We start from the raw sequence: 18513 nt of genomic DNA, 5'->3' as shown, positions 1-18513 counted from the left end.
CTCATAGGTACAGAGCAATGACTTTTACACGGAGACGTTTTTTAAAAGCATCGGCGGCGGGTTTTGGCGCCGCCGTTTTATCTTTCGGTTTAACTGGCTGTAGTCTTAATGACGATGATGATGAAACCACAAAGCAGACCCTTGTCAGCTTTGATCACGGTGTAGCCAGTGGCGACCCGCTCGCTGACAGTCTGATTATTTGGACTCGCATTACCCCGCTTGAAAACGTCACGAGTGTTAACGTAGTTTGGCAAGCCTCAACGGATGCTAACTTCACAACCATAAGCCATGATGGCGAGACACAAGTAAGTGATGCAACCGACTTTACCTTGAAAGTTGATCTGCAAGGTCTCGATGCTAACACTACTTATTATTACCGCTTCATAAGTAATGGTAAAACTTCACCCACGGGGGCAGGTAAAACACTCCCAACCAGCAACATAGAGCAAGTAAAATTTGCCGTTGTCTCTTGCGCTAACTACCCTGCTGGCTACTTCCATGTGTATGGTGAAATCGCAAAACAAACCGATTTAGATGCAGTACTGCACTTAGGTGACTACATCTATGAATATGGCAATACAGGTTATGCCACTGAAGATGCCACCGAACTAGGCCGTTTATTACCTGATGACAATAGCGATGAAATCATTTCTTTAGCGGATTATCGCAAACGTTACGGCCATTATCGTAAAGACGAGAACCTACAAGCTGCACATAGTCATTGTGCATTTATTACTGTTTGGGACGACCACGAAATAGCAAATGATACATGGCACAGTGGCGCTGAAAATCACAACGACGGCGAAGGTGAATTTAGCGAGCGCAAAATGCATGCGCTACAAGCCTACTTTGAATGGATGCCTATCCGTAATGTAGCCGATAAAGAACGTATTTATCGACGCTTTGAGTTTGGTAATTTAGTGTCATTACACATGCTCGATACCCGTGTTTTAGCTCGCGACGAGCAAGTTAATTACGCCGATTTCGATTTAACCAGCAGCCAAGGACAAACTGACTTTGTTACAGCAATCAGCTCTCCAACTCGTGCTCTATTAGGTAATGAGCAACTAACATGGCTAACCGATGGTTTAACGACAGCAACAACACAATGGCAAGTGCTTGGGCAGCAAGTGCTGATGACCAAAATGCATTTGCCATTTGAGGTTTTGCAGTTACTAATGAACATTCAAGTGACTCAAGCAAGCGGTGCTGATCCATCGGCATTACTTGCTCAAGCAAATACATTATTTAGTGAGCTTGCGCAAATTAAAGGACGCATTTTAGCTGGCGATCCAACGGTTACGAGTGAGCAGCGAGCACGCGTAGAAACAACAGCACCTTATAATCTTGATGCATGGGATGGCTATGCTTATGAACGTGAGGTAATACTTGGGACAGCAATTGCAGCGCAAAAGAACTTAGTCGTCTTGGCGGGTGATACGCATAACAGTTGGGCAGGACAATTAGTCACTGATGCCAGCAACCCTGTTTCTGCTAACGCCGCAGCCGGTGTTGAGTTTGCAACATCTTCGGTTTCTTCACCGGGCCTTGAGAACTACTTAGCATTAAATACACAATCGAGTGAAGCTGTCGCACAAGTTGAGCAAGTCATCGCATTGCTGGTTAACGACTTAGCTTACAACAACTTAGTTGAACGCGGCTACTTAACCGTCACCTTTACTCAGCAACAAGCGCTTGCCCAGTGGCATTATGTAAGTAGTGTCAAAACAGCCGATTACACACTGCTTAACGAGCGTCAAAAAGCGCTCAGCGTACAAGCTGGTAGCCCTACTTTACAAATGGCCTAACGCTTTTCATCTAATAGCGTAACTAACATTTGCTCAATGTTTTTTACGCTATAAGTAAGTGAACGTAGCAGTTCTAACTGACTATCTTCTGCTTGATGCTCAGCTTTAGGACTGGTTTGAGATATTTCATCTTTTTGTTTCAAGATTGCTTCGCGAAACGTCTCTGCATCAATCACTCCGAGTAATGATACCAATGCACCTTGCCCTGATTGACCTGCCGTTTCAAAGCTCAGTCGATAAAGGCCAAATTGACGCATCAAAGGACCTTGGCTTAGTGCTACATCGGTTATTTTTTCAAGAGGGATCGACTTTTCTTCTTTAAAAAAGACACCACGCTTCACCACTAATTTACGAGTTAACAAAGTAGCTGACATCGCCGCTAAAATACGCCCTGCCACCAGCCAGATTATTAACGCAACAATGGGAATGAAAGGGATACCTACCATACTAATCACACAGGTAAACATACCCAGTAATAACCAATACCGTTTTACTTTGGGATCAAAACTGGCACTCAATAAACTGCTTTCTGTCATTTCGAATTCCTTATAAAGTGACGACAACGCGAACTGACAGAGCAATAAAAATCACCCCCAGTAGCTTTTCAAACCAAGGGTTTGCCTTGGTAAAACCAAACCGTTTTTTTGATATTTCGGTTAACAGTGCAACAAGTAGATACCACCCCGTATCGAGCACAAACACCGTTAAGCACATAATCAACCCAACCTGAAACGTGAGGTTTTCTGGGTCAATAAATTGCGAGAACAGCGCTAAAAAGAATACCGCAAGCTTTGGGTTCAAAAAGGCAATGGCAAAGCCATCTTGCAAAGCTGCACGAGGGCTTGGCTTCGCTTTCTCAACATGCAGTGTTTGCGAGCTGGGCCTAGCTAATAAAATACGAATCCCTAAATAGGCAAGATATGCTGCACCGCCATAAACAAGTACTTGATAAAGTGTTGGCAGTTGAGTCATCAATGCCCCTAACCCTAGCAACGAAGCACAGGCATAAAACCCGACCCCGATACCATGGCTAAGTGCTGCTAACATACCGTTTTTCATGCCACCATGCAGACTGTGCTTTAATACCACAGCTAAACTCGGCCCCGGTGACATTGCGCCCATAATGCAAACGGCGACTAGGCTAAGCCATAAAGGTAATGTCATTACAGCTGGTACTCAAAATCGTAATAATGAATCCCCTCTTCGACTCGAATGTGCATTTTCCCTGTTACACCTTCAAGTTCACCGGCCCCCGAGTCAGGCACGACTTCTAAAATCAAACGATCCGCCCCTTTATCCATCGTGCCAAAATGTTGCAAAACAAAACTGCCCTGCTTGCCATTGAGTTTTCCTATAACTTGTTCAATAGCAACATAACCTGCACTGCCTTGAGTTGGTGTCATGGCACTTAACATCTCACCTTGACTCAATGCCTCAAGTGCACCAGAGAATTCTTTATCTATTGACATACGTCCAAGATTCACACCATCTTGACCTGTCGCATAACCACCGATTGGGTTTAATTTAACGGTGAATTCACCACTAACAGTTATTGATTCCATACTAATCCCTTACTTTACTGTTGATTTTTAAAACAAAGATAACCATATCTATACCCTATTCACTTAAAAGAATCTAGCATGGCAAAAACCAAAGAGCAGGCCGCTTTTCGAAGCTTATTACCCATTTTAGCGTTTATAAAGCCTTATAAGTGGGTGGTATTCGCCGCCCTTGCAGCTTTGTTACTCACCGCAGGTGTCAACCTATCGCTTGGTCAAGGCGTTAAATTTGTCATTGATCATGGCTTTATTGCTGGCTCACAAGCCCAGCTCCAACAAGCTGTAATGGTACTCATTGGTTTGATTAGCTTATTAGCTGTTGGCACATTCTGCCGCTTTTATTTAATGTCGTGGATTGGCGAGCGAGTCAGTAATGATATTCGTAAAGCGGTGTTCGACCGTATCGTCACTTTGCACCCAAGCTACTTTGAAGAAAATCGTAGCGGTGAGCTAATGTCACGGTTAACGACCGACACAACCTTATTACAATCTATCATCGGCTCCTCTTTTTCAATGGCACTACGCAGTAGCTTAATGCTGATTGGTGGTTTGGCTATGCTGCTTATCACCAACTTAAAGCTAACCCTTGTGGTTGTTGCTTGCGTACCTGTGGTACTACTTCCAATGATGATTTTTGGCCGAAAAGTGAGAAAGCTCGCAAGCTCTAGCCAAGATGCCATTGCCGATATCAGTACTTACGCAGGCGAAATAATCCAGAATATTAAAGTTGTACAAAGCTACAGCCATGAAGAACGTGAAAAAGCGGCCTTTGCTAACGAGACCAATAAAGCCTTTCAGGTGGCTAAAAGCCGCATCAAGCAACGCTCATTTTTAATTGCAGCGGTGATATTCCTCACCTTTACAGCTATTAGTATTATGCTTTGGATTGGTGGCAGTGATGTACTTGCGGGCACGATGACAGGCGGTGAGCTTGGTGCTTTCGTGTTTTATGCCATTATGGTGGCGATGTCTGTAGCAACGGTTGCTGAAGTTTACGGTGAATTACAAAGAGCTGCAGGTGCTGCCGCCCGCTTGCTGGAGCTACTTGCCGTTGAAAGTATGATCCAAAGCCCAGCCAAAAACAGTGATGCACAATTTAATGCGAATAAAGTAAATCACCCTGCAATTCAATTTGAAAATGTGTCTTTCCATTACCCTTCAAGACCAGATAGCGCCGCATTAAATACGCTTAATTTAACCGTAAAACAAGGGCAAACAGTGGCGATTGTCGGCCCATCAGGGGCGGGTAAAACCACACTGTTTGAATTACTACAGCGCTTTTACGATCCAAGTTCAGGGAGTATTTCACTAGCAGGGGTTAATATTAAAGCGCTTTCACTAAATTGCTTGCGTCAGCAAATGGGTATGGTGGCACAAAACCCTATTTTATTTAGTTCAGACGTGATGCATAACATTCGCTATGGCAACCCTGATGCAACCGATGAGCAAGTTTATACGGCGGCAAAATATGCCCATGCCGATGAGTTTATTACTCAATTACCGGATGGTTATCAAAGCTTTTTAGGTGAACAAGGAGTCAGGCTTTCTGGCGGGCAAAAACAACGCATTGTGCTAGCACGGGCAATATTAAAAGATCCTGCCATTCTTTTACTTGATGAAGCCACCAGCGCTCTTGATGCGCAAAGTGAGTTTCATGTACAAGCCGCACTAGAACATTTAATGCAAGATAGAACAACACTGATCATTGCACATCGTTTAGCAACAGTTAAACATGCTGATGTAATAGTGGTAATGGATAAGGGGGAAGTGATTGCGACAGGAACACATCCGCAATTACTAGCTGCTAATCCTTTGTATAAGCAGTTGTGCGAACTACAATTTAATCGTGATTAACAAAGAGGGATTGTCAGGTTTGAAAGGGCAAATCAAACCTGACCACAAGCTCAGGCTTTAAGCCTAACCTTGTGTGTTTGGTACAATTTGAATCTCTACACGACGATTCAGAGCACGACCATTTGCAGTATCATTACTTGCTACTGGACGTGTTTCACCATAACCTCGTGTACTTATACGGGCAGATAATATCTGCTGATTCACTAGGTAATCTTTAACACTTTGTGCACGTTGTTGAGAAAGCGTCATGTTATAGCTATCACGACCGGTGCTATCAGTATGACCTTCAACACTTAAGTAAGTTTTTTCGTACTTGTTCATCACTTGAGCAATAGCGTTCAGCGTATTATGAAAGCCCGATGTGATATAAGATTGGTCAGTTGCAAATGTAATATTCGATGGCATGACTAGACGGATATTATCGCCTTCACGAACAACCTCAACGCCAGAGCCTGCCAGCTCATCACGGAAAGCCTCTTCTTGCTTGTCCATGTAATCACCTACAGCCGCACCTGCTAAAGCACCAATTGCTGCACCAATGAAAATACGTTTATCATCATGATCGCCTGTTGCTTTACCTAAAACAGCTCCCGTTGCTGCACCAATAGCTGCGCCTTTACCTGTATTTGTTGTTTCACAACCTGTTAATAAAACAGCGCATACACCTACTGCTAGAACCGATTTGCTAAAAGTCATGTGTCTCTCCATGGCAATTACTAATATTGAATTATTAACAATTATGAACAAATAACGATGAACAAACCATGAAGAATAGGTTAATTGTTCACATTTACTTTTGTGACAGCCGGCAGGTTATAAACCTTAACTAACTCGCTCAGCCGGCCATTTTCAACAATTGCATTCAGGTGCTCTTGAAACTGCCGTGCTAATTCAGTGTTAGCAAACTGTTTGCTAAGAGCAAGATGCCCATAGATTACATCATCAAAACGATAAGGCATTTTAATAATTTGTTTTGTGGGTCGATGTAAAAACACTGACGCATTATCGGCTGTATCTTCGACACCGATGACTAATTCGACACGTCCCTTAAGTAACATCTCGAAGGCATTATTTTCACTAAGCGCTTCCACTTTTAGCAATCGTTTGTCTTGGTCAAAGCGAGGAAAGTGAACAGCACCACGCGTTACAGCTATGCGTTTACCACGTAAATCTTGATATTTATTGACAGTGAATAAGCTGCTAGCACGGGCATAAAACACAAATGAAGACGTCAGCACCATATAAGGAGGTGTTAAAAAGTGCATTGTTTTTTCACGCTTAGCAGTACGGATTAATCCACCTTTAACATCGATTTCATTTTGTTGAAGCATTTTCACACAGCGAGGAAATGGACAAGCAACAAAATCAACTCTAAATGGTAAACTTTTTTGCATGTCGCGCATTATATCAACCACTACACCACTAAATTTTCCATCTTTAGTCGCTATGCTATAAGGGGGCGCGTGATCTAACCCGACCGTTACTTTAGGCAACGGCGAAGCAAAAACAGCCCCTGTACCAAGTAGTAATAGCAGGTAAGTAAAATATTGTCTCAAAGGGTTACTCACACCAAGTTCACTCATTTTTGATAATGAAAGACACGTTAATGTCATAAAAACCACAAAAATGTCATACAATGCTGTCATAATAGAGTGGATTACCTGTATGGCAAAAGCAATGTTACTCATTATATTTAAACAATTTTTATTACTAGGCTGTATGAGTTTTGGTGGCCCTGCAGCTCACCTTGGTTATTTCAAAAGGCATTTTGTTGATAATCTGAACTGGCTAAGCAACGAACGATACGCGCAACTAATTAGTCTAAGCCAAGCTCTACCAGGACCGGGCTCCAGCCAAGTCAGCTTTGCTATTGGGGTCGAAAAAGCAGGATTGCTGGGTGGCCTTAGCGCATTTATTGGCTTTACCCTGCCTTCATTTTTAATTATGTTTTTCCTCGCGTTGAGCGCCCATCAATTTGGCAACCTTTACTTTGCCGTCATTGCGGGTCTTAAACTTTTTGCTGTAGTGATTGTCGCCGATGCAACCTACAGTATGGCAGTGAGCTTTTGCAAAACCCACTTACACAAGCTTATCGCGGTGATGAGTACACTTGCGCTTATATTCTTTGCTCAGTTATCAAGCCAAGTTTTTGTGCTTATTGTGGCAGCTGCAATTGGCTGGTTTTACCCGCACATTAAACTCCCCCTCACCAATAATAGTAAAAAAGTGACTCTCGCGTGGCTCCCCCTTGGGCTATTCGGCACCTTACTATTACTTAGCTTTTTACCTTTAGGTGAATGGTTTGAAATGTTTGCACCATTTTACCAAACTGGTGCGATGGTATTTGGCGGTGGCCATGTAGTGCTACCCATTTTGCAAGCAGGTGTACCAACTCTTGAGACTGGGCAATTCTTGTCGGCTTATGCTAGTGCACAGGCCATCCCTGGGCCTATGTTTACGATTGCCACATACCTCGGCGCACAAGTGATGCCCAACAGCTCATTGGCAGGTGCAATCCTCGCAACACTTTTAATTTTCTTACCTGGTTTTTTATTAATGTTCGCATTTTTGAAAAGCTGGTTGCAGCTTGCTGATAAGCCCCGTTTCGCAGGAAGTATTGCTGCATTAAATGCCGCGGTAGTCGGCTTTTTAGCAGCGGCACTTTACTCGCCGATTTGGCAATCAGCAATACACACTGTGTGGCATATCATCGTTGTGGTAGTTGCGTTTGCTTGGCTTAGACTTGCAAAGCCACCTATTTGGTGGCTATTAGTAGGTTTTATTATGCTGGCGTTGGGGCAGCAATATATCAGCTAGTACTATTATTAACTCGCCGAGCTATTTACCTTAATGCTCGGTTTAATACCGCTCTGATCATTAGCGCTAAATTGTCCCGTGACACTTTGGTATGGGCGCAGTCCAAAAATCGGAATCACTGCTAGCAAATGGTCCATAATTTCAGCTTGTAGATGCTCATAAGAAATCCAACGTTTATCTTCACTAAAGCAATAAAATTCAATCGGTAATCCATGGTTGAGCGGTTGTAACTCACGCACCATCAACGTGAGATCACGGTTTATCTTTTCATGCTGTTTTAAATAGCCTTCAGCATAACGACGAAACAAACCAAGATTTGTAACAGGCTCAGGTAAACTAGAAACACGAATATAATCATGCAATGGAATCGCACTGTCGATTTGCTCGCGAAATGCTTCATCAACTAAGCGAATACTGTTCATATCAATGTTCAAAGAACGTTTGATGCGACGCCCACCAGACTCCTGCATTCCTCGCCAGTTTTTGAATGAGCCAGCAACAAGCATGTAAGTCGGGATCGTTGTAATTGTGTTATCCCAGTTACGAACTTTCACCGTATTTAAGCCTAGATCAATGACTTCTCCATCCGCACCATAACTGTCAACTTGAATCCAATCACCATAAGTAACTAACCGATTAGCTGCAATTTGAATACTGGCAACAAAACCTAAAATCGTATCTTTAAATACTAACAAGGTCACCGCAGCTATCGCACCAAAGCCAGACAAAATATAGGTCGGTGACTTTTCAAGTAAAATACTGACAATTAAGATTGCACAGATCATAAACGTGATAAGTTTTACCACTTGAATAAGACCTTGAATCGGCACTTCTCTTGCGAAATCAAGCTGGTTGTAAATACCACCTGCAACACTAACAATACTGCTTATGATGAAGCCGCCATAGATGATTAGCACTACTTGCCCTATCGTTTTAAGTATAAGGGCTGCAACATCAGTAACAGGGTATACATTGTCAAACGTAGCTAAAAATAATACACAACATAACGTACCGGCAAAACGGCCATTAAGCTTAGTCAACAAAGGAGCTAGGGCGCCAATACGCTCAGGCGATAAACGCGTCACTGCTTTTTGAATACCAGGAAGCATAAGTTTGCGTGTAAAAACATACACAAACAGTAATGCACAAATGCCAATAGCCGTTGCCGTAAGTGCGCTAAGCAGCTGTGCATCAGGCATATTTTCAAACCAAGGCATGACTAATTTTTGCAGGTTAGTTTGCTTCATGGTGTTTCAACTTCCTCATTCATCGTTGCCATATAGTTGTCTTGTTGCGTTTGATGATAACTTATTAGCTGAGCATCTTTTTGCAACCATAAATCGTTAATATGCTGCTGAAAAGAGGTTCTAAAGTCACGGTCATGCTGATAGTCCCCAATCATCTGTGCAGCAATTGCTTGCACTTGCATATCCACTTTTATCGCATCAAGACGACCACAAATTAAATTGCGGCAGATATGCTCTCCCTCTCCTTGATAAATAATCGATGTATTCAAAAGTGCATCAAATTGCTCTCCCAATACTTCGAGGGCAAAAGCAATCCCGCCAGCTTTTGGTTTGAGTAAATGGGTAAAGGGACTATTTTGTCTATGGTGCTTTTGAGTGGTAAAACGCGTGCCTTCGACAAAGTTAATAATGGTTGTTGGGTGATTTCTAAAATCTCGACAGCTGCGCTTGGTTCTCTCAACGTCAAGACCTTTGAGTTTAGGGTTTTTAGCCAGCTGCGACTTACTTACACGCTTCATAAATGGCATGCCCATGGCCCATGCCCCCGTGCCGATGAAAGGCACGTACTTTAATTCATCTTTTAGAAAAAATTTAGGTGCTGGCAGTGCATCAATCGCACTCAATACAACAATATCAAGCCAGCTCATATGGTTTGAGATAAGTAAGTACCAACCTTTACGATTTAATGAGCCTTGAATATTAACTTCTATACTGGGGCACCCAAGCCATAGTGCAAGACGGTTACCATTACACCAGCCTTTATAAGCTAAATGCAAAGTATGGCTAACCACCTTAAACGGTAAAACCAATTTGAGCACACCTAATAGCAGCACAAGCGTGCCCCATAAAATGACATTGGCAAACAGCACAATACTGACAAGTAGCCCTGTTAGCCAATTAGGTAAAAATTTTTTTAACATATGTGTGCTCTCAATGGCGCAAGTAACTATGATTTTACTTGCGATTCAAATTGCGCTAATTGCTGATTTTTCTGCAACCAGATTTGGTTCAATTCAGCCTGAAAGTTCACCCTAAAGTCTGCATCGTTAGTGTAATCACCAATTAAGTTAGGGCTTACATCCATCACTTCAACACGGACATCAATGCATTTTACACGACCGCTCGCAAAATCAACAAAGCTCGGGATCCCACCAGGGTAATGTATGGTGACATTGACCACTTTTGAGATTTGCTCCCCCATCGCTTGCATAACAAACGCTACACCACCTGCTTTAGGCTTTAGTAAATACTCAAACGGGCTATTTTGACGTTGATGTTTTTCTGCCGTAAACCGTGTTCCTTCAACAAAATTAACCACGCTTACTGGCATCTCTTTAAACTTTTCACAGGCTTTACGTGTTGTTTCTAGGTCTTTACCACGTAACTTGGGGTTTTTCTTCAATTGACTTTTACTGGTACGAGTCATAAATGGAAAATCGAGTGCCCACCAAGACAGTCCTAAAAAAGGCACATAAATTAATTCTTTTTTTAAGAAAAAATTTAAAAATGGAATACGTCGATTAAAAATGCGTTGCATCACCAAAATATCAACCCAGCTTTGATGGTTTGCAATCACTAAATACCAGTCTTTTGCTTGTAATTGCTCAAGCCCTGTAACGTTAAGCTTGTAAGGGGCAAATATATTTTGATTAACACTGTTACCAGAAACCCAAACTGTCGCACACTGCTTGGCAAGCCAGCTCATTAGTTTTTGCAATGGCTTGATTGGAATCAACTTAATCAGACCACAAATAAAAATCGGCACAAACCAAAAAAGTGTATTGATGGTATAAAAGAAAATACTTAACACACAACGAATAACGGACATTACAACTTATTCCTTTAACGCTTAATCTTCAAAATACGTGTAGCCTGCAAGGCCGGCATCTAGCTCGGACAAATATTGTGCCTTATATTGCTCATCAATTGCCAGTTCACTGACCCTTTTTGCGAAGTTTTCAGCAAGAATTTCGCTATCATAATCAACAAACTTTAATACGTCCTTAACACTATCACCTTTTATTGCATTCGTTAGCTGGTAGCCGCTGTCAGTAAGTTCCACATGAACTGAGTCAGTATCACCAAACAAGTTGTGTAAATCACCTAAAATTTCTTGATATGCACCCACTAAGAACATCGCAATATGATACTGCTGCCCAGGTTTATATTCAGGGATAGGTAGGCTGCTCTCAATCCCCGTGCCTTCAACATAATTACGGATTTGCCCATCAGAATCACAGGTAATATCTTGAATAATGGCGCGTTGTGTTAGTGGCTGATGTAAATTTTCAACAGGCATGACGGGGAATAACTGTTGAATCCCCCACACGTCTGGCAATGATTGAAACAATGAAAAGTTAACAAACAGTTTATCAGCCAACTTTTCATTGAGATCATCGAGCACCTCACGATGCGCACGTGCATTTTCGCTAAGCGAAGCACGAACACGGTGTAAAATAGTAAAATAAAGCTGCTCTAGCTTAGCCCACTCAAGCATGCTCAGTAAGCCGTGCACATATTGGTCGTGAGCTTCACTAAATAAATGCATAGCATCATGATAGATTTCTAAGGCCATACGGGGTGTTAAACGCTGTAAGCATTGCCACATATCTTCAAGCACTAACACACTATTTGTTTCTGGAGGCGCTGGGTTAGCATGATTAGGCGCACGCTCAACGTCAATCACGTCAGTAATCAATACCGCGTGGTGCGCAGTTAACGCACGACCCGACTCTGTTATAATAGCTGGATGTTTTAAGTCATGCTGCTGGCATACTTCAGCAAACGCATTCACAACATTACGTGCATACTCTTCAACACTATAATTCATTGAACATGCGCTACGTGAACCAGAGCCTTCATAGTCAACACCGAGTCCTCCACCAACATCAACGGTATTAAGAGGCACACCGAGTTGTGTTAGCTCAGCAAAGTGGCGGGCACATTCGCGTAACGCTCTATGAATGTCACGGATATTGGCAATTTGTGAACCGATATGAAAGTGCACTAGCTGCATCAGGTGTAATTTATTATGTGACTTTAATAACTCAACAGCCGAAAGCACCTGTCCCGCCGTTAAGCCGAACTTACCTTTTTCACCACCTGTGTTTTGCCACTTTCCTTTACCCACGGAGTTTAAGCGGATACGAATACCAATTGAGGGTTCAATACCTAAATCATCAATTTCAGTTAATAGCGTTGTTAACTCAGAAAGCTTCTCAACAACAATGTGAACTTTATGACCAAGCGCTTGACCTATGCAGGCTAGGCGCAAAAACTCACTGTCTTTGTAACCATTACAAACAATGGTAATGGGGTTTTGCGCAACACCCAAAATCGCCATTAATTCAGGTTTAGAACCTGCTTCTAAACCAACCAAGCCGCTTGGATGAGCCAGAAGTTTAGTTACCACAGAGCGCTGTTGGTTTACTTTAATTGGGTATACACAAGTATAACTACCTTGATAATCTCGTGCATTACGTGCTTTGGTAAATGCACTCGTTAAAGTGCCAACACGATTTTGCAGAATATCGGTAAAACGCACTAGAACAGGTAATGTTAGACCTTGCTTTTTAAATTGTTCAGTCAGTTCAGATAGGGAAATTGCCGCCTTAGCTTGATCGCCATCAGGGTAAGCAACCAGCTCTCCTTGCGCATTAATGTCAAAATAGCCGTCACTCCAATGAGCGACATTATACGTGTTGCGTGCTTTATCTAAACCCCAAGTCATGGCATTGTCTTCTGTAGTTTCTTTAATATAAACGCATATTTTAATACGCTACCCGCCACCACGCTAACAAAAAATACTGATTAAACCAAAGACAAGCCAAATTAAATGATGTTTATTATCTAAGTCCCCCTTATAAAATTCCGAAAGTAATAAACCTATCAGCTGTAGAATGAATAATATTAGGGCGCCGTGAGCTGGCCTTTATCTACATTCAAAACGCCTGTATAGGCTATGGGTGCCAGCTCTGGCTCACTTACGAGTAAAAGCGTGAAAGAGTGTTGCTCAGCAACATCTTTCAGTAACTGCCTGATCTCAGGGTGAGCAATAAACACCGGCAAATCGATTACCAATACCGCAGGTTGTATAAGTAGTGCTCTAGCTAATAAAATTCTGGCGACTAAGCTTTGTGGACAACCGCGTCCAAGCTCAGCAACTTGGCTGTCTAGTAAAGATTCATTAAATCCTAATTTTGCAATGAATGCTTCAACCTCTGCACTGCGCTTTTTTCCCGTGCCATATAAAATATTGCTGTAAATTGATCCCTTAAAAAGCTGAGAAAATTCATCAATAACAACTATCAACTGCTGTAAGCGTCTAAAGTCTAGGTTTTCAAACCGTCTTCGACCTAACACTAAAAACCCAGAGACAGGTTCTCGTTGTTGCGCAAGAGCGCGACATAGCATTGACTTACCGACGTGCCCGCAAATTAAAATACGCTCGCCAGCAGCAATCTCAGCATTACACTCTGGCATTGCACTCAAAATACGTAACTGACGTAGTTTTAAATCATAACGTTGAAAACGCTTTAAACGATGCTCCGCACGCTTTGTTGTTAGCGTGCAGCGATCATGAGCTAATTTTAAACGCTTTCGAGCAACATAAAAGTTAACCCAATCGGCCCAGCTTCTAATTAAATAATCGATACTCAATAAACATAGAGATAAAATAAGTACGCGCACTAAACTCGACCACGCCATTATGTTCATATCTTTTGAGTTCAGTATGATTAAAGTGGTAACGGTGAGTGGTGCTAAGCTTCGGCATATTAAAACTCCTCCTCGCCAGTGCACAAGCTGCCATGCTAAATCACGTCCTCGACGATCAATACGCTTCACTTCTTTACCTTGATTCCTCATCCGAGCAACATTGAGATAACCAAAGCAACGCTCGCTCAAATGCCCACTTAAACGACCACGACTAGTACGAATATTACCCGCGAACCGCAAAGCCCACAGCGTAATGGACGCAATAAAAGCAAACACTATAATCACAGCAAGTAGTACACTAAAAGCCAGTTTTTGATTCTGCATAAACAGCAGCCAACCAAAAACGATTAGCCCTATTCCTCCCATTTGTCCGTAAGCTAAGCCTCGTCCTGCAAAATGAGCAACACCATTAGCGTCACTAATTAAGCGGTTCATAGCCACGCCAATACGGTTGGGCCCATGTTCTATATCTGCACTCAACATCCGCTGAAAAAGCGCATTACGATATGCTAAAACGAGTTTCTGTCCATTTTGCTCGGCAAGAACACTGAGGCAAAATCTGGCTACAAGATTAACTAAAACGCCCCCCAAAAGTGCTATGGTTAGCGAGAACACCTCGCTTTGCCAAGCATTTGAAAACCAAATTAACTTGTAGCTACTCGCTCCCACACTTAGCAATGCTAATAGAGTGAGGGATATAAGCCGCAACGGCCCAATCCCCGACAAAAATGTAGGAAATCCACTGTTCATACTAGGCTGTACCTGATGTGTAAGCGTCAGTTCCTAAAATATAACAAGCTGTTGTAGGGTCGCGTAAATCAGCTAAATCATACACCGTCATCCCTAATGCATTTGCCGCCTCACGTGTGGCTAATGGAGAAGCACAGATACGTCCACCAATTCCCTGCACATTGTATCCCTGGTTCACCAGCCAACTGGCACCACTTTGTGCACCCATAGCTTCGCGTGCAGTAAATAAAACATTTGGAAAATATTGTTTAAAGTCAGGACTTTCTAGAATCGCATTTGTTTCTTGTTGATAGATACCATCCGCCACTTCAATCACAATTGCAGTGCAACCCTTGCGTATTAGTTCTGCCGCTAGAACAGGATAAATTTGCTTCGCTTGTTCATTACCAATATTAAAACTTGTTGGATAACCTGCATCAGTAAAGTCAAGTACGTGCGCGGCACCTGAATCCTTCATTAGCCAAAGATCACCACCTGCTCCAGTGCCTGTAATTTTCATTGCCCCCACAGTGTGACCAGCAGCATTTAAACCATGAATTAAATGGGCCGCTGTGGTTGTTTTACCCGCATTCATCGAAGTTCCAACCACCACCACGCTTGGCACGCTATTGGCTACGAGCCCATATTGATGGCTGGGCAGTTTATAATCAGCGACATTTATAACCTGATCATATTTATTGGTGATTAATCCTATTGGTTGAATAGCAGTGGGTACTGAAATGCGACTGTGCCAACCAAGCGCTAAACCAGCAATACCACCAGCAGCAACCATATGACAAGCATCTAAGTTATTGGGTACGGTCGCTTCAAATTGATCTGGAGCATAACGATTGCCAAAAGCGAGAATAATCTCATCACCTTCATATAAAGTTGCTTTACGACCATCAATTCGTTCTATTTTTGTATGGTGACCAATCTCTGTCACTCTTGCTAATACAAGGTCACCACTTTTAGGTGACTGGTTTGTGTTTAATCCCTGCAAATCATTGCTGTCTACTCGGCGCGTTACAAAAGCACGCTTTGCAGACTGAAGGCGCTGTGACATAGTGTAAGATGATGCTGACATAATATAATTCCTATACATTAAGTGACTATAATTGGCCTCATTGCCAATCAATGAGTGCATCTTAAAAGCATCACCCTGACAGCTATGTTATATAACCAGTAAGCTTGCTGTAATATTCAAAAAAGACATTACAAATCAAATAACTAACTATTTATTTTTTATTAAAATAATAAATTAGTAAACCTAAGTGGTGACTGTAAGGTTGTTGTAAGCTAAGGCTAAGTATACTCCTTTGTTGCTATCTTCTTTTTTAGGCGGGCTATGTCGTTATCCAACAATAAACAATGCCATTTTATCCCTTTAGCAATCGTTTTATTTTTGCTGACAGGGTTCGCTTATGGTCAAGATGAGCAGTGCACAGTTCAAAGCAACACTCCCTCAGCGAAAGTTTTTTATCGCTTTATTAAGAAGTTCAAAGCTGAAGACTTATTAAATGGGGAGACTCTTTTGAAATCAAATGTGCAGCAACTCGACTGTCAACAAGTCTTTAAGGTCAAAATTGTTAATCGTAGTGGTGATGTCAGTCATCGTTATTACCAAACCGACACCTTTGAGTTGATTTTAGATGATAGTAAAAAGCAATGGGATCCCATCAATCGTGTTTTTCAAGAATTAGATAAACTGGTTGGTGATAAGAGTATCAGCAAGGAACAACCATAAAAGGAAGCAATATGCGCGCGTTAGTCGTTGAAGATAATACTCAAGCTGCCGAGCAAATTAGTCACGCATTAACTGAACATGGATTTGCAGTCGATCAATGTCACGATGGCGAAGAAGCGTGGTTTATAGGTGATACGGAAGAATATGATATCGCTATTTTAGATATTGGCTTGCCAAAACGTGATGGCTTAAGTGTCTTATCTGATTGGCGAAGAAATGGTAATAAAATGCCCGTGATTATCTTAACCGCCCGTGACACATGGCGTGAGCGGGTAACAGGGTTAAGAGCTGGCGCAGATGATTACTTAATCAAACCATTTGAAATGGAAGAATTACTGGCACGCGTAGAAGCCCTTGTTAGGCGCAGCAATGGCCACGCTAGCAGCGTTTTAAGTGCCGGTTCTTTGCAGTTAGATACCGCAACTCAACGTGCGACACTAGCAGGAACTCATCTTGATCTAAACGCATTAGAATATCGTTTGCTCGCCTACTTAATGAATAGACAGAATCAGGTTGTCTCCAAAGCAACACTGACAGAGCATTTATATCAAATGGACTTTGAACATAACTCAAATGTTATTGAAGTTTTGGTCAACCGTGTACGTAAAAAGCTAGGCACCACGCATATTCAAACCCGACGCGGACAAGGATATCTTCTCAATGCCGACGAATAAAACTTACTCGTTACGCGGTCGTTTAATACAGCGCATGATCATTTTCATGATAATTGCGCTGAGTGTGTTATCGGTGGCACTAGTCATGCTTTTCGACTCATACATCGAGCGACGATTTGATCGAACGCTAACAAATAAATCAAACTCGTTATTGGCTGCCACACAGTTCACGGCATCAGGGGAGTTACAGCTAGATCACATCTCTGCAGCAGCGCGATTTCAAGAACCTTTTTCAGGCTGGTATTGGCAAGTCATTCATCAAGGTGAGGTAAAACAGCAATCAGCTTCTTTATATGCCGACGCCCCGTTTCCTTTAATTGCTGAGCATAACAACCCGCAGCTAACTTTTATTGAATTTGAAGGACCAACAGGCCTAGCCTTACGAGGAGCCATTCGTCGTGTTCATTTTCAAGCTGTCGATCAAACGGTATTCATCATTGTCAGCGGCCCAAAAGATGATATTCATAGTGATGTGATTGCTTTCGCAACTCGCTTAATAGTCGCGTTCGCACTTTTAGGCTTGGTGTTTGCCAGCCTTTTACTCTGGCAACTAAAAAAAATGCTTCATCCGATAAAAGAATTACAACGAGGAATTCGCGCCATTCGTGATGGGCAGCAAGACTCCTTGACTTTATCTCTTCCGAATGAGCTTGATGAAGTACAAACTGAACTTAATCATTTGCTACAAAACAATAAAGAAATATTAGAGCGAGCTCGTTTGCAAGCATCAAATCTCGCTCATGCTTTGAAAAATCCAATTTCAGTGTTGAAGAATCATGCAAATCAGTTACCTCAAAGCGACGCAAAAATCATTCTCGAACAAGCTGAAAAGCTAAGTCAAAGCACTCATAGCCACTTGGCACGCGCTCGTTTGGCGGGCTCATTTGAAAAGCTAGCAGCAAGAACTAATGTCGCAGACACACTCAGTGAGCTGATTTTTAGCCTTGAGCTTTTATATAAGCAAAAAGGCTTGAAAATAGATTTCTCTTGCCACCCTCATCTGCAATTTAATGGCGATAACCATGATCTTGATGAGGTCTTAGGGAACCTAATCGATAATGCCTGTAAATGGGCCACACAACGTGTATTTATTAAAGCAACACATGTTGAGCGTGGCATAGAAATATGCATAGAAGATGACGGCCCAGGTATTCCAATTGCTGAGCGCCAAACTGTGTTTGCTCCTGGCAAGCGCTTAGATGAAACAACACAAGGCAGTGGCTTAGGTCTCAATATAGTTCAAGATATTGTTCTACTGTATGGCGGCACTATTTCCTTGCATGACAGTACACTTTCAAAAACAGGTTTAGCTATCACTTTGCTACTACCTGGCACGCAAATAATCATGGATTGACACTCGGA

The 18513-nt window shown here is 42.3% G+C and carries 17 protein-coding genes; 6 read left to right on the top strand and 11 right to left on the bottom strand.

Annotated elements, in window-relative coordinates; genetic code table 11:
• Window positions 1-17 precede the first annotated feature (17 nt).
• Window positions 18-1808, top strand: a complete 1791-nt coding sequence (locus L3V41_RS18695; RefSeq protein WP_237128287.1) for an alkaline phosphatase D family protein — start codon at window positions 18-20, stop codon at window positions 1806-1808.
• On the opposite strand, the gene L3V41_RS18690 is transcribed toward L3V41_RS18695, so the two are convergent.
• From L3V41_RS18690 to L3V41_RS18680, 3 genes are read right to left on the bottom strand one after another with little or no spacing between them, the layout of a single operon-like run.
• The gene (locus tag L3V41_RS18690) at window positions 1805-2344 is read right to left on the bottom strand and encodes a PH domain-containing protein (protein ID WP_237128286.1); all 540 of its coding nucleotides are present in this window, start codon (window positions 2342-2344) and stop codon (window positions 1805-1807) included. The genes L3V41_RS18695 and L3V41_RS18690 overlap by 4 nt on opposite strands.
• Window positions 2345-2354: 10 nt before the next feature.
• Entirely contained in the window at window positions 2355-2972 is a 618-nt protein-coding gene (locus L3V41_RS18685; RefSeq protein WP_237128285.1) for a LysE family translocator, read from the bottom strand.
• The gene (locus L3V41_RS18680; RefSeq protein WP_237128284.1) at window positions 2972-3370 is read right to left on the bottom strand and encodes a DUF3224 domain-containing protein; all 399 of its coding nucleotides are present in this window, start codon (window positions 3368-3370) and stop codon (window positions 2972-2974) included. Before L3V41_RS18680 ends, L3V41_RS18685 begins: the two co-directional genes overlap by 1 nt.
• Window positions 3371-3448: 78 nt before the next feature.
• Here L3V41_RS18680 and L3V41_RS18675 point away from each other — a divergent pair, with 78 nt between their 5' ends.
• Window positions 3449-5221 (top strand): ABC transporter transmembrane domain-containing protein, encoded by a 1773-nt coding sequence (locus tag L3V41_RS18675; RefSeq protein WP_237128283.1) that lies wholly within the window; start codon window positions 3449-3451, stop codon window positions 5219-5221.
• A 63-nt stretch (window positions 5222-5284) separates the two neighbouring features.
• Here the strand turns inward: L3V41_RS18675 and L3V41_RS18670 are convergent, their stop codons facing one another.
• Both L3V41_RS18670 and L3V41_RS18665 read right to left on the bottom strand, forming a co-directional pair.
• On the bottom strand, window positions 5285-5917 hold the full coding sequence (locus L3V41_RS18670; protein WP_062568300.1) for an OmpA family protein: 633 nt from the start codon (window positions 5915-5917) through the stop codon (window positions 5285-5287).
• A gap of 80 nt (window positions 5918-5997) precedes the next feature.
• Complete coding sequence (locus L3V41_RS18665) at window positions 5998-6867, bottom strand: transporter substrate-binding domain-containing protein (protein ID WP_237128282.1); 870 nt, start codon at window positions 6865-6867, stop codon at window positions 5998-6000.
• Window positions 6868-6898: 31 nt separating this feature from the next.
• Between L3V41_RS18665 and chrA the strand changes: the two genes are divergently transcribed.
• On the top strand, window positions 6899-8038 hold the full coding sequence (gene chrA / locus L3V41_RS18660; protein ID WP_237128292.1) for a chromate efflux transporter: 1140 nt from the start codon (window positions 6899-6901) through the stop codon (window positions 8036-8038).
• Window positions 8039-8046: 8 nt separating this feature from the next.
• On the opposite strand, the gene L3V41_RS18655 is transcribed toward chrA, so the two are convergent.
• The 6 genes from L3V41_RS18655 to L3V41_RS18630 all read right to left on the bottom strand — a co-directional run bounded on the left by L3V41_RS18655 (window position 8047) and on the right by L3V41_RS18630 (window position 15817).
• Window positions 8047-9285, bottom strand: a complete 1239-nt coding sequence (locus tag L3V41_RS18655; protein ID WP_062568302.1) for a mechanosensitive ion channel domain-containing protein — start codon at window positions 9283-9285, stop codon at window positions 8047-8049.
• Window positions 9282-10205, bottom strand: a complete 924-nt coding sequence (locus L3V41_RS18650) for an acetyltransferase (RefSeq protein ID WP_062568303.1) — start codon at window positions 10203-10205, stop codon at window positions 9282-9284. Before L3V41_RS18650 ends, L3V41_RS18655 begins: the two co-directional genes overlap by 4 nt.
• A 26-nt stretch (window positions 10206-10231) precedes the next feature.
• Entirely contained in the window at window positions 10232-11113 is an 882-nt protein-coding gene (locus tag L3V41_RS18645; protein WP_062568304.1) for an acyltransferase, read from the bottom strand.
• A gap of 21 nt (window positions 11114-11134) precedes the next feature.
• Window positions 11135-13015, bottom strand: coding sequence for a biosynthetic arginine decarboxylase (speA, locus tag L3V41_RS18640; RefSeq protein ID WP_237128281.1), 1881 nt, complete (start codon window positions 13013-13015; stop codon window positions 11135-11137).
• 179 nt (window positions 13016-13194) lie between these two features.
• On the bottom strand, window positions 13195-14751 hold the full coding sequence (locus L3V41_RS18635) for an ABC transporter ATP-binding protein (RefSeq protein ID WP_237128280.1): 1557 nt from the start codon (window positions 14749-14751) through the stop codon (window positions 13195-13197).
• 1 nt (window position 14752) lies between these two features.
• Complete coding sequence (locus L3V41_RS18630) at window positions 14753-15817, bottom strand: molybdopterin guanine dinucleotide synthesis B family protein (RefSeq protein WP_237128279.1); 1065 nt, start codon at window positions 15815-15817, stop codon at window positions 14753-14755.
• 261 nt (window positions 15818-16078) lie between these two features.
• Here L3V41_RS18630 and L3V41_RS18625 point away from each other — a divergent pair, with 261 nt between their 5' ends.
• Genes L3V41_RS18625 through L3V41_RS18615 form a run of 3 tightly spaced genes read left to right on the top strand, consistent with a single transcriptional unit; the run spans window position 16079 to window position 18505 of the window.
• Entirely contained in the window at window positions 16079-16477 is a 399-nt protein-coding gene (locus L3V41_RS18625; RefSeq protein ID WP_062568307.1) for a hypothetical protein, read from the top strand.
• An 11-nt stretch (window positions 16478-16488) separates the two neighbouring features.
• Entirely contained in the window at window positions 16489-17151 is a 663-nt protein-coding gene (locus L3V41_RS18620) for a response regulator transcription factor (RefSeq protein WP_237128278.1), read from the top strand.
• Entirely contained in the window at window positions 17138-18505 is a 1368-nt protein-coding gene (locus L3V41_RS18615; RefSeq protein ID WP_237128277.1) for an ATP-binding protein, read from the top strand. The genes L3V41_RS18620 and L3V41_RS18615 overlap by 14 nt, the downstream gene beginning before the upstream one ends.
• The last annotated feature ends 8 nt before the right edge of the window (window positions 18506-18513 follow it).

Origin of the sequence: Pseudoalteromonas sp. L21, assembly GCF_021728035.1 — a bacterium.
Taxonomy (GTDB): domain Bacteria; phylum Pseudomonadota; class Gammaproteobacteria; order Enterobacterales; family Alteromonadaceae; genus Pseudoalteromonas; species Pseudoalteromonas arabiensis.
Note: the sequence above shows the minus strand (reverse complement) of the source record. Positions and strands in the feature narration are given on the sequence as shown.

What these genes read in the sequence shown, in the direction of transcription:
- L3V41_RS18695 (WP_237128287.1), top strand. Translation starts at nt 18, where the DNA reads ATGACTTTTACACGGAGACGTTTTTTAAAAGCATCGGCGGCGGGTTTT.
- L3V41_RS18690 (WP_237128286.1), bottom strand. Translation starts at nt 2,344, where the DNA reads ATGACAGAAAGCAGTTTATTGAGTGCCAGTTTTGATCCCAAAGTAAAA.
- L3V41_RS18685 (WP_237128285.1), bottom strand. Translation starts at nt 2,972, where the DNA reads ATGACATTACCTTTATGGCTTAGCCTAGTCGCCGTTTGCATTATGGGC.
- L3V41_RS18680 (WP_237128284.1), bottom strand. Translation starts at nt 3,370, where the DNA reads ATGGAATCAATAACTGTTAGTGGTGAATTCACCGTTAAATTAAACCCA.
- L3V41_RS18675 (WP_237128283.1), top strand. Translation starts at nt 3,449, where the DNA reads ATGGCAAAAACCAAAGAGCAGGCCGCTTTTCGAAGCTTATTACCCATT.
- L3V41_RS18670 (WP_062568300.1), bottom strand. Translation starts at nt 5,917, where the DNA reads ATGACTTTTAGCAAATCGGTTCTAGCAGTAGGTGTATGCGCTGTTTTA.
- L3V41_RS18665 (WP_237128282.1), bottom strand. Translation starts at nt 6,867, where the DNA reads ATGACAGCATTGTATGACATTTTTGTGGTTTTTATGACATTAACGTGT.
- chrA (WP_237128292.1), top strand. Translation starts at nt 6,899, where the DNA reads ATGTTACTCATTATATTTAAACAATTTTTATTACTAGGCTGTATGAGT.
- L3V41_RS18655 (WP_062568302.1), bottom strand. Translation starts at nt 9,285, where the DNA reads ATGAAGCAAACTAACCTGCAAAAATTAGTCATGCCTTGGTTTGAAAAT.
- L3V41_RS18650 (WP_062568303.1), bottom strand. Translation starts at nt 10,205, where the DNA reads ATGTTAAAAAAATTTTTACCTAATTGGCTAACAGGGCTACTTGTCAGT.
- L3V41_RS18645 (WP_062568304.1), bottom strand. Translation starts at nt 11,113, where the DNA reads ATGTCCGTTATTCGTTGTGTGTTAAGTATTTTCTTTTATACCATCAAT.
- speA (WP_237128281.1), bottom strand. Translation starts at nt 13,015, where the DNA reads ATGACTTGGGGTTTAGATAAAGCACGCAACACGTATAATGTCGCTCAT.
- L3V41_RS18635 (WP_237128280.1), bottom strand. Translation starts at nt 14,751, where the DNA reads ATGAACAGTGGATTTCCTACATTTTTGTCGGGGATTGGGCCGTTGCGG.
- L3V41_RS18630 (WP_237128279.1), bottom strand. Translation starts at nt 15,817, where the DNA reads ATGTCAGCATCATCTTACACTATGTCACAGCGCCTTCAGTCTGCAAAG.
- L3V41_RS18625 (WP_062568307.1), top strand. Translation starts at nt 16,079, where the DNA reads ATGTCGTTATCCAACAATAAACAATGCCATTTTATCCCTTTAGCAATC.
- L3V41_RS18620 (WP_237128278.1), top strand. Translation starts at nt 16,489, where the DNA reads ATGCGCGCGTTAGTCGTTGAAGATAATACTCAAGCTGCCGAGCAAATT.
- L3V41_RS18615 (WP_237128277.1), top strand. Translation starts at nt 17,138, where the DNA reads ATGCCGACGAATAAAACTTACTCGTTACGCGGTCGTTTAATACAGCGC.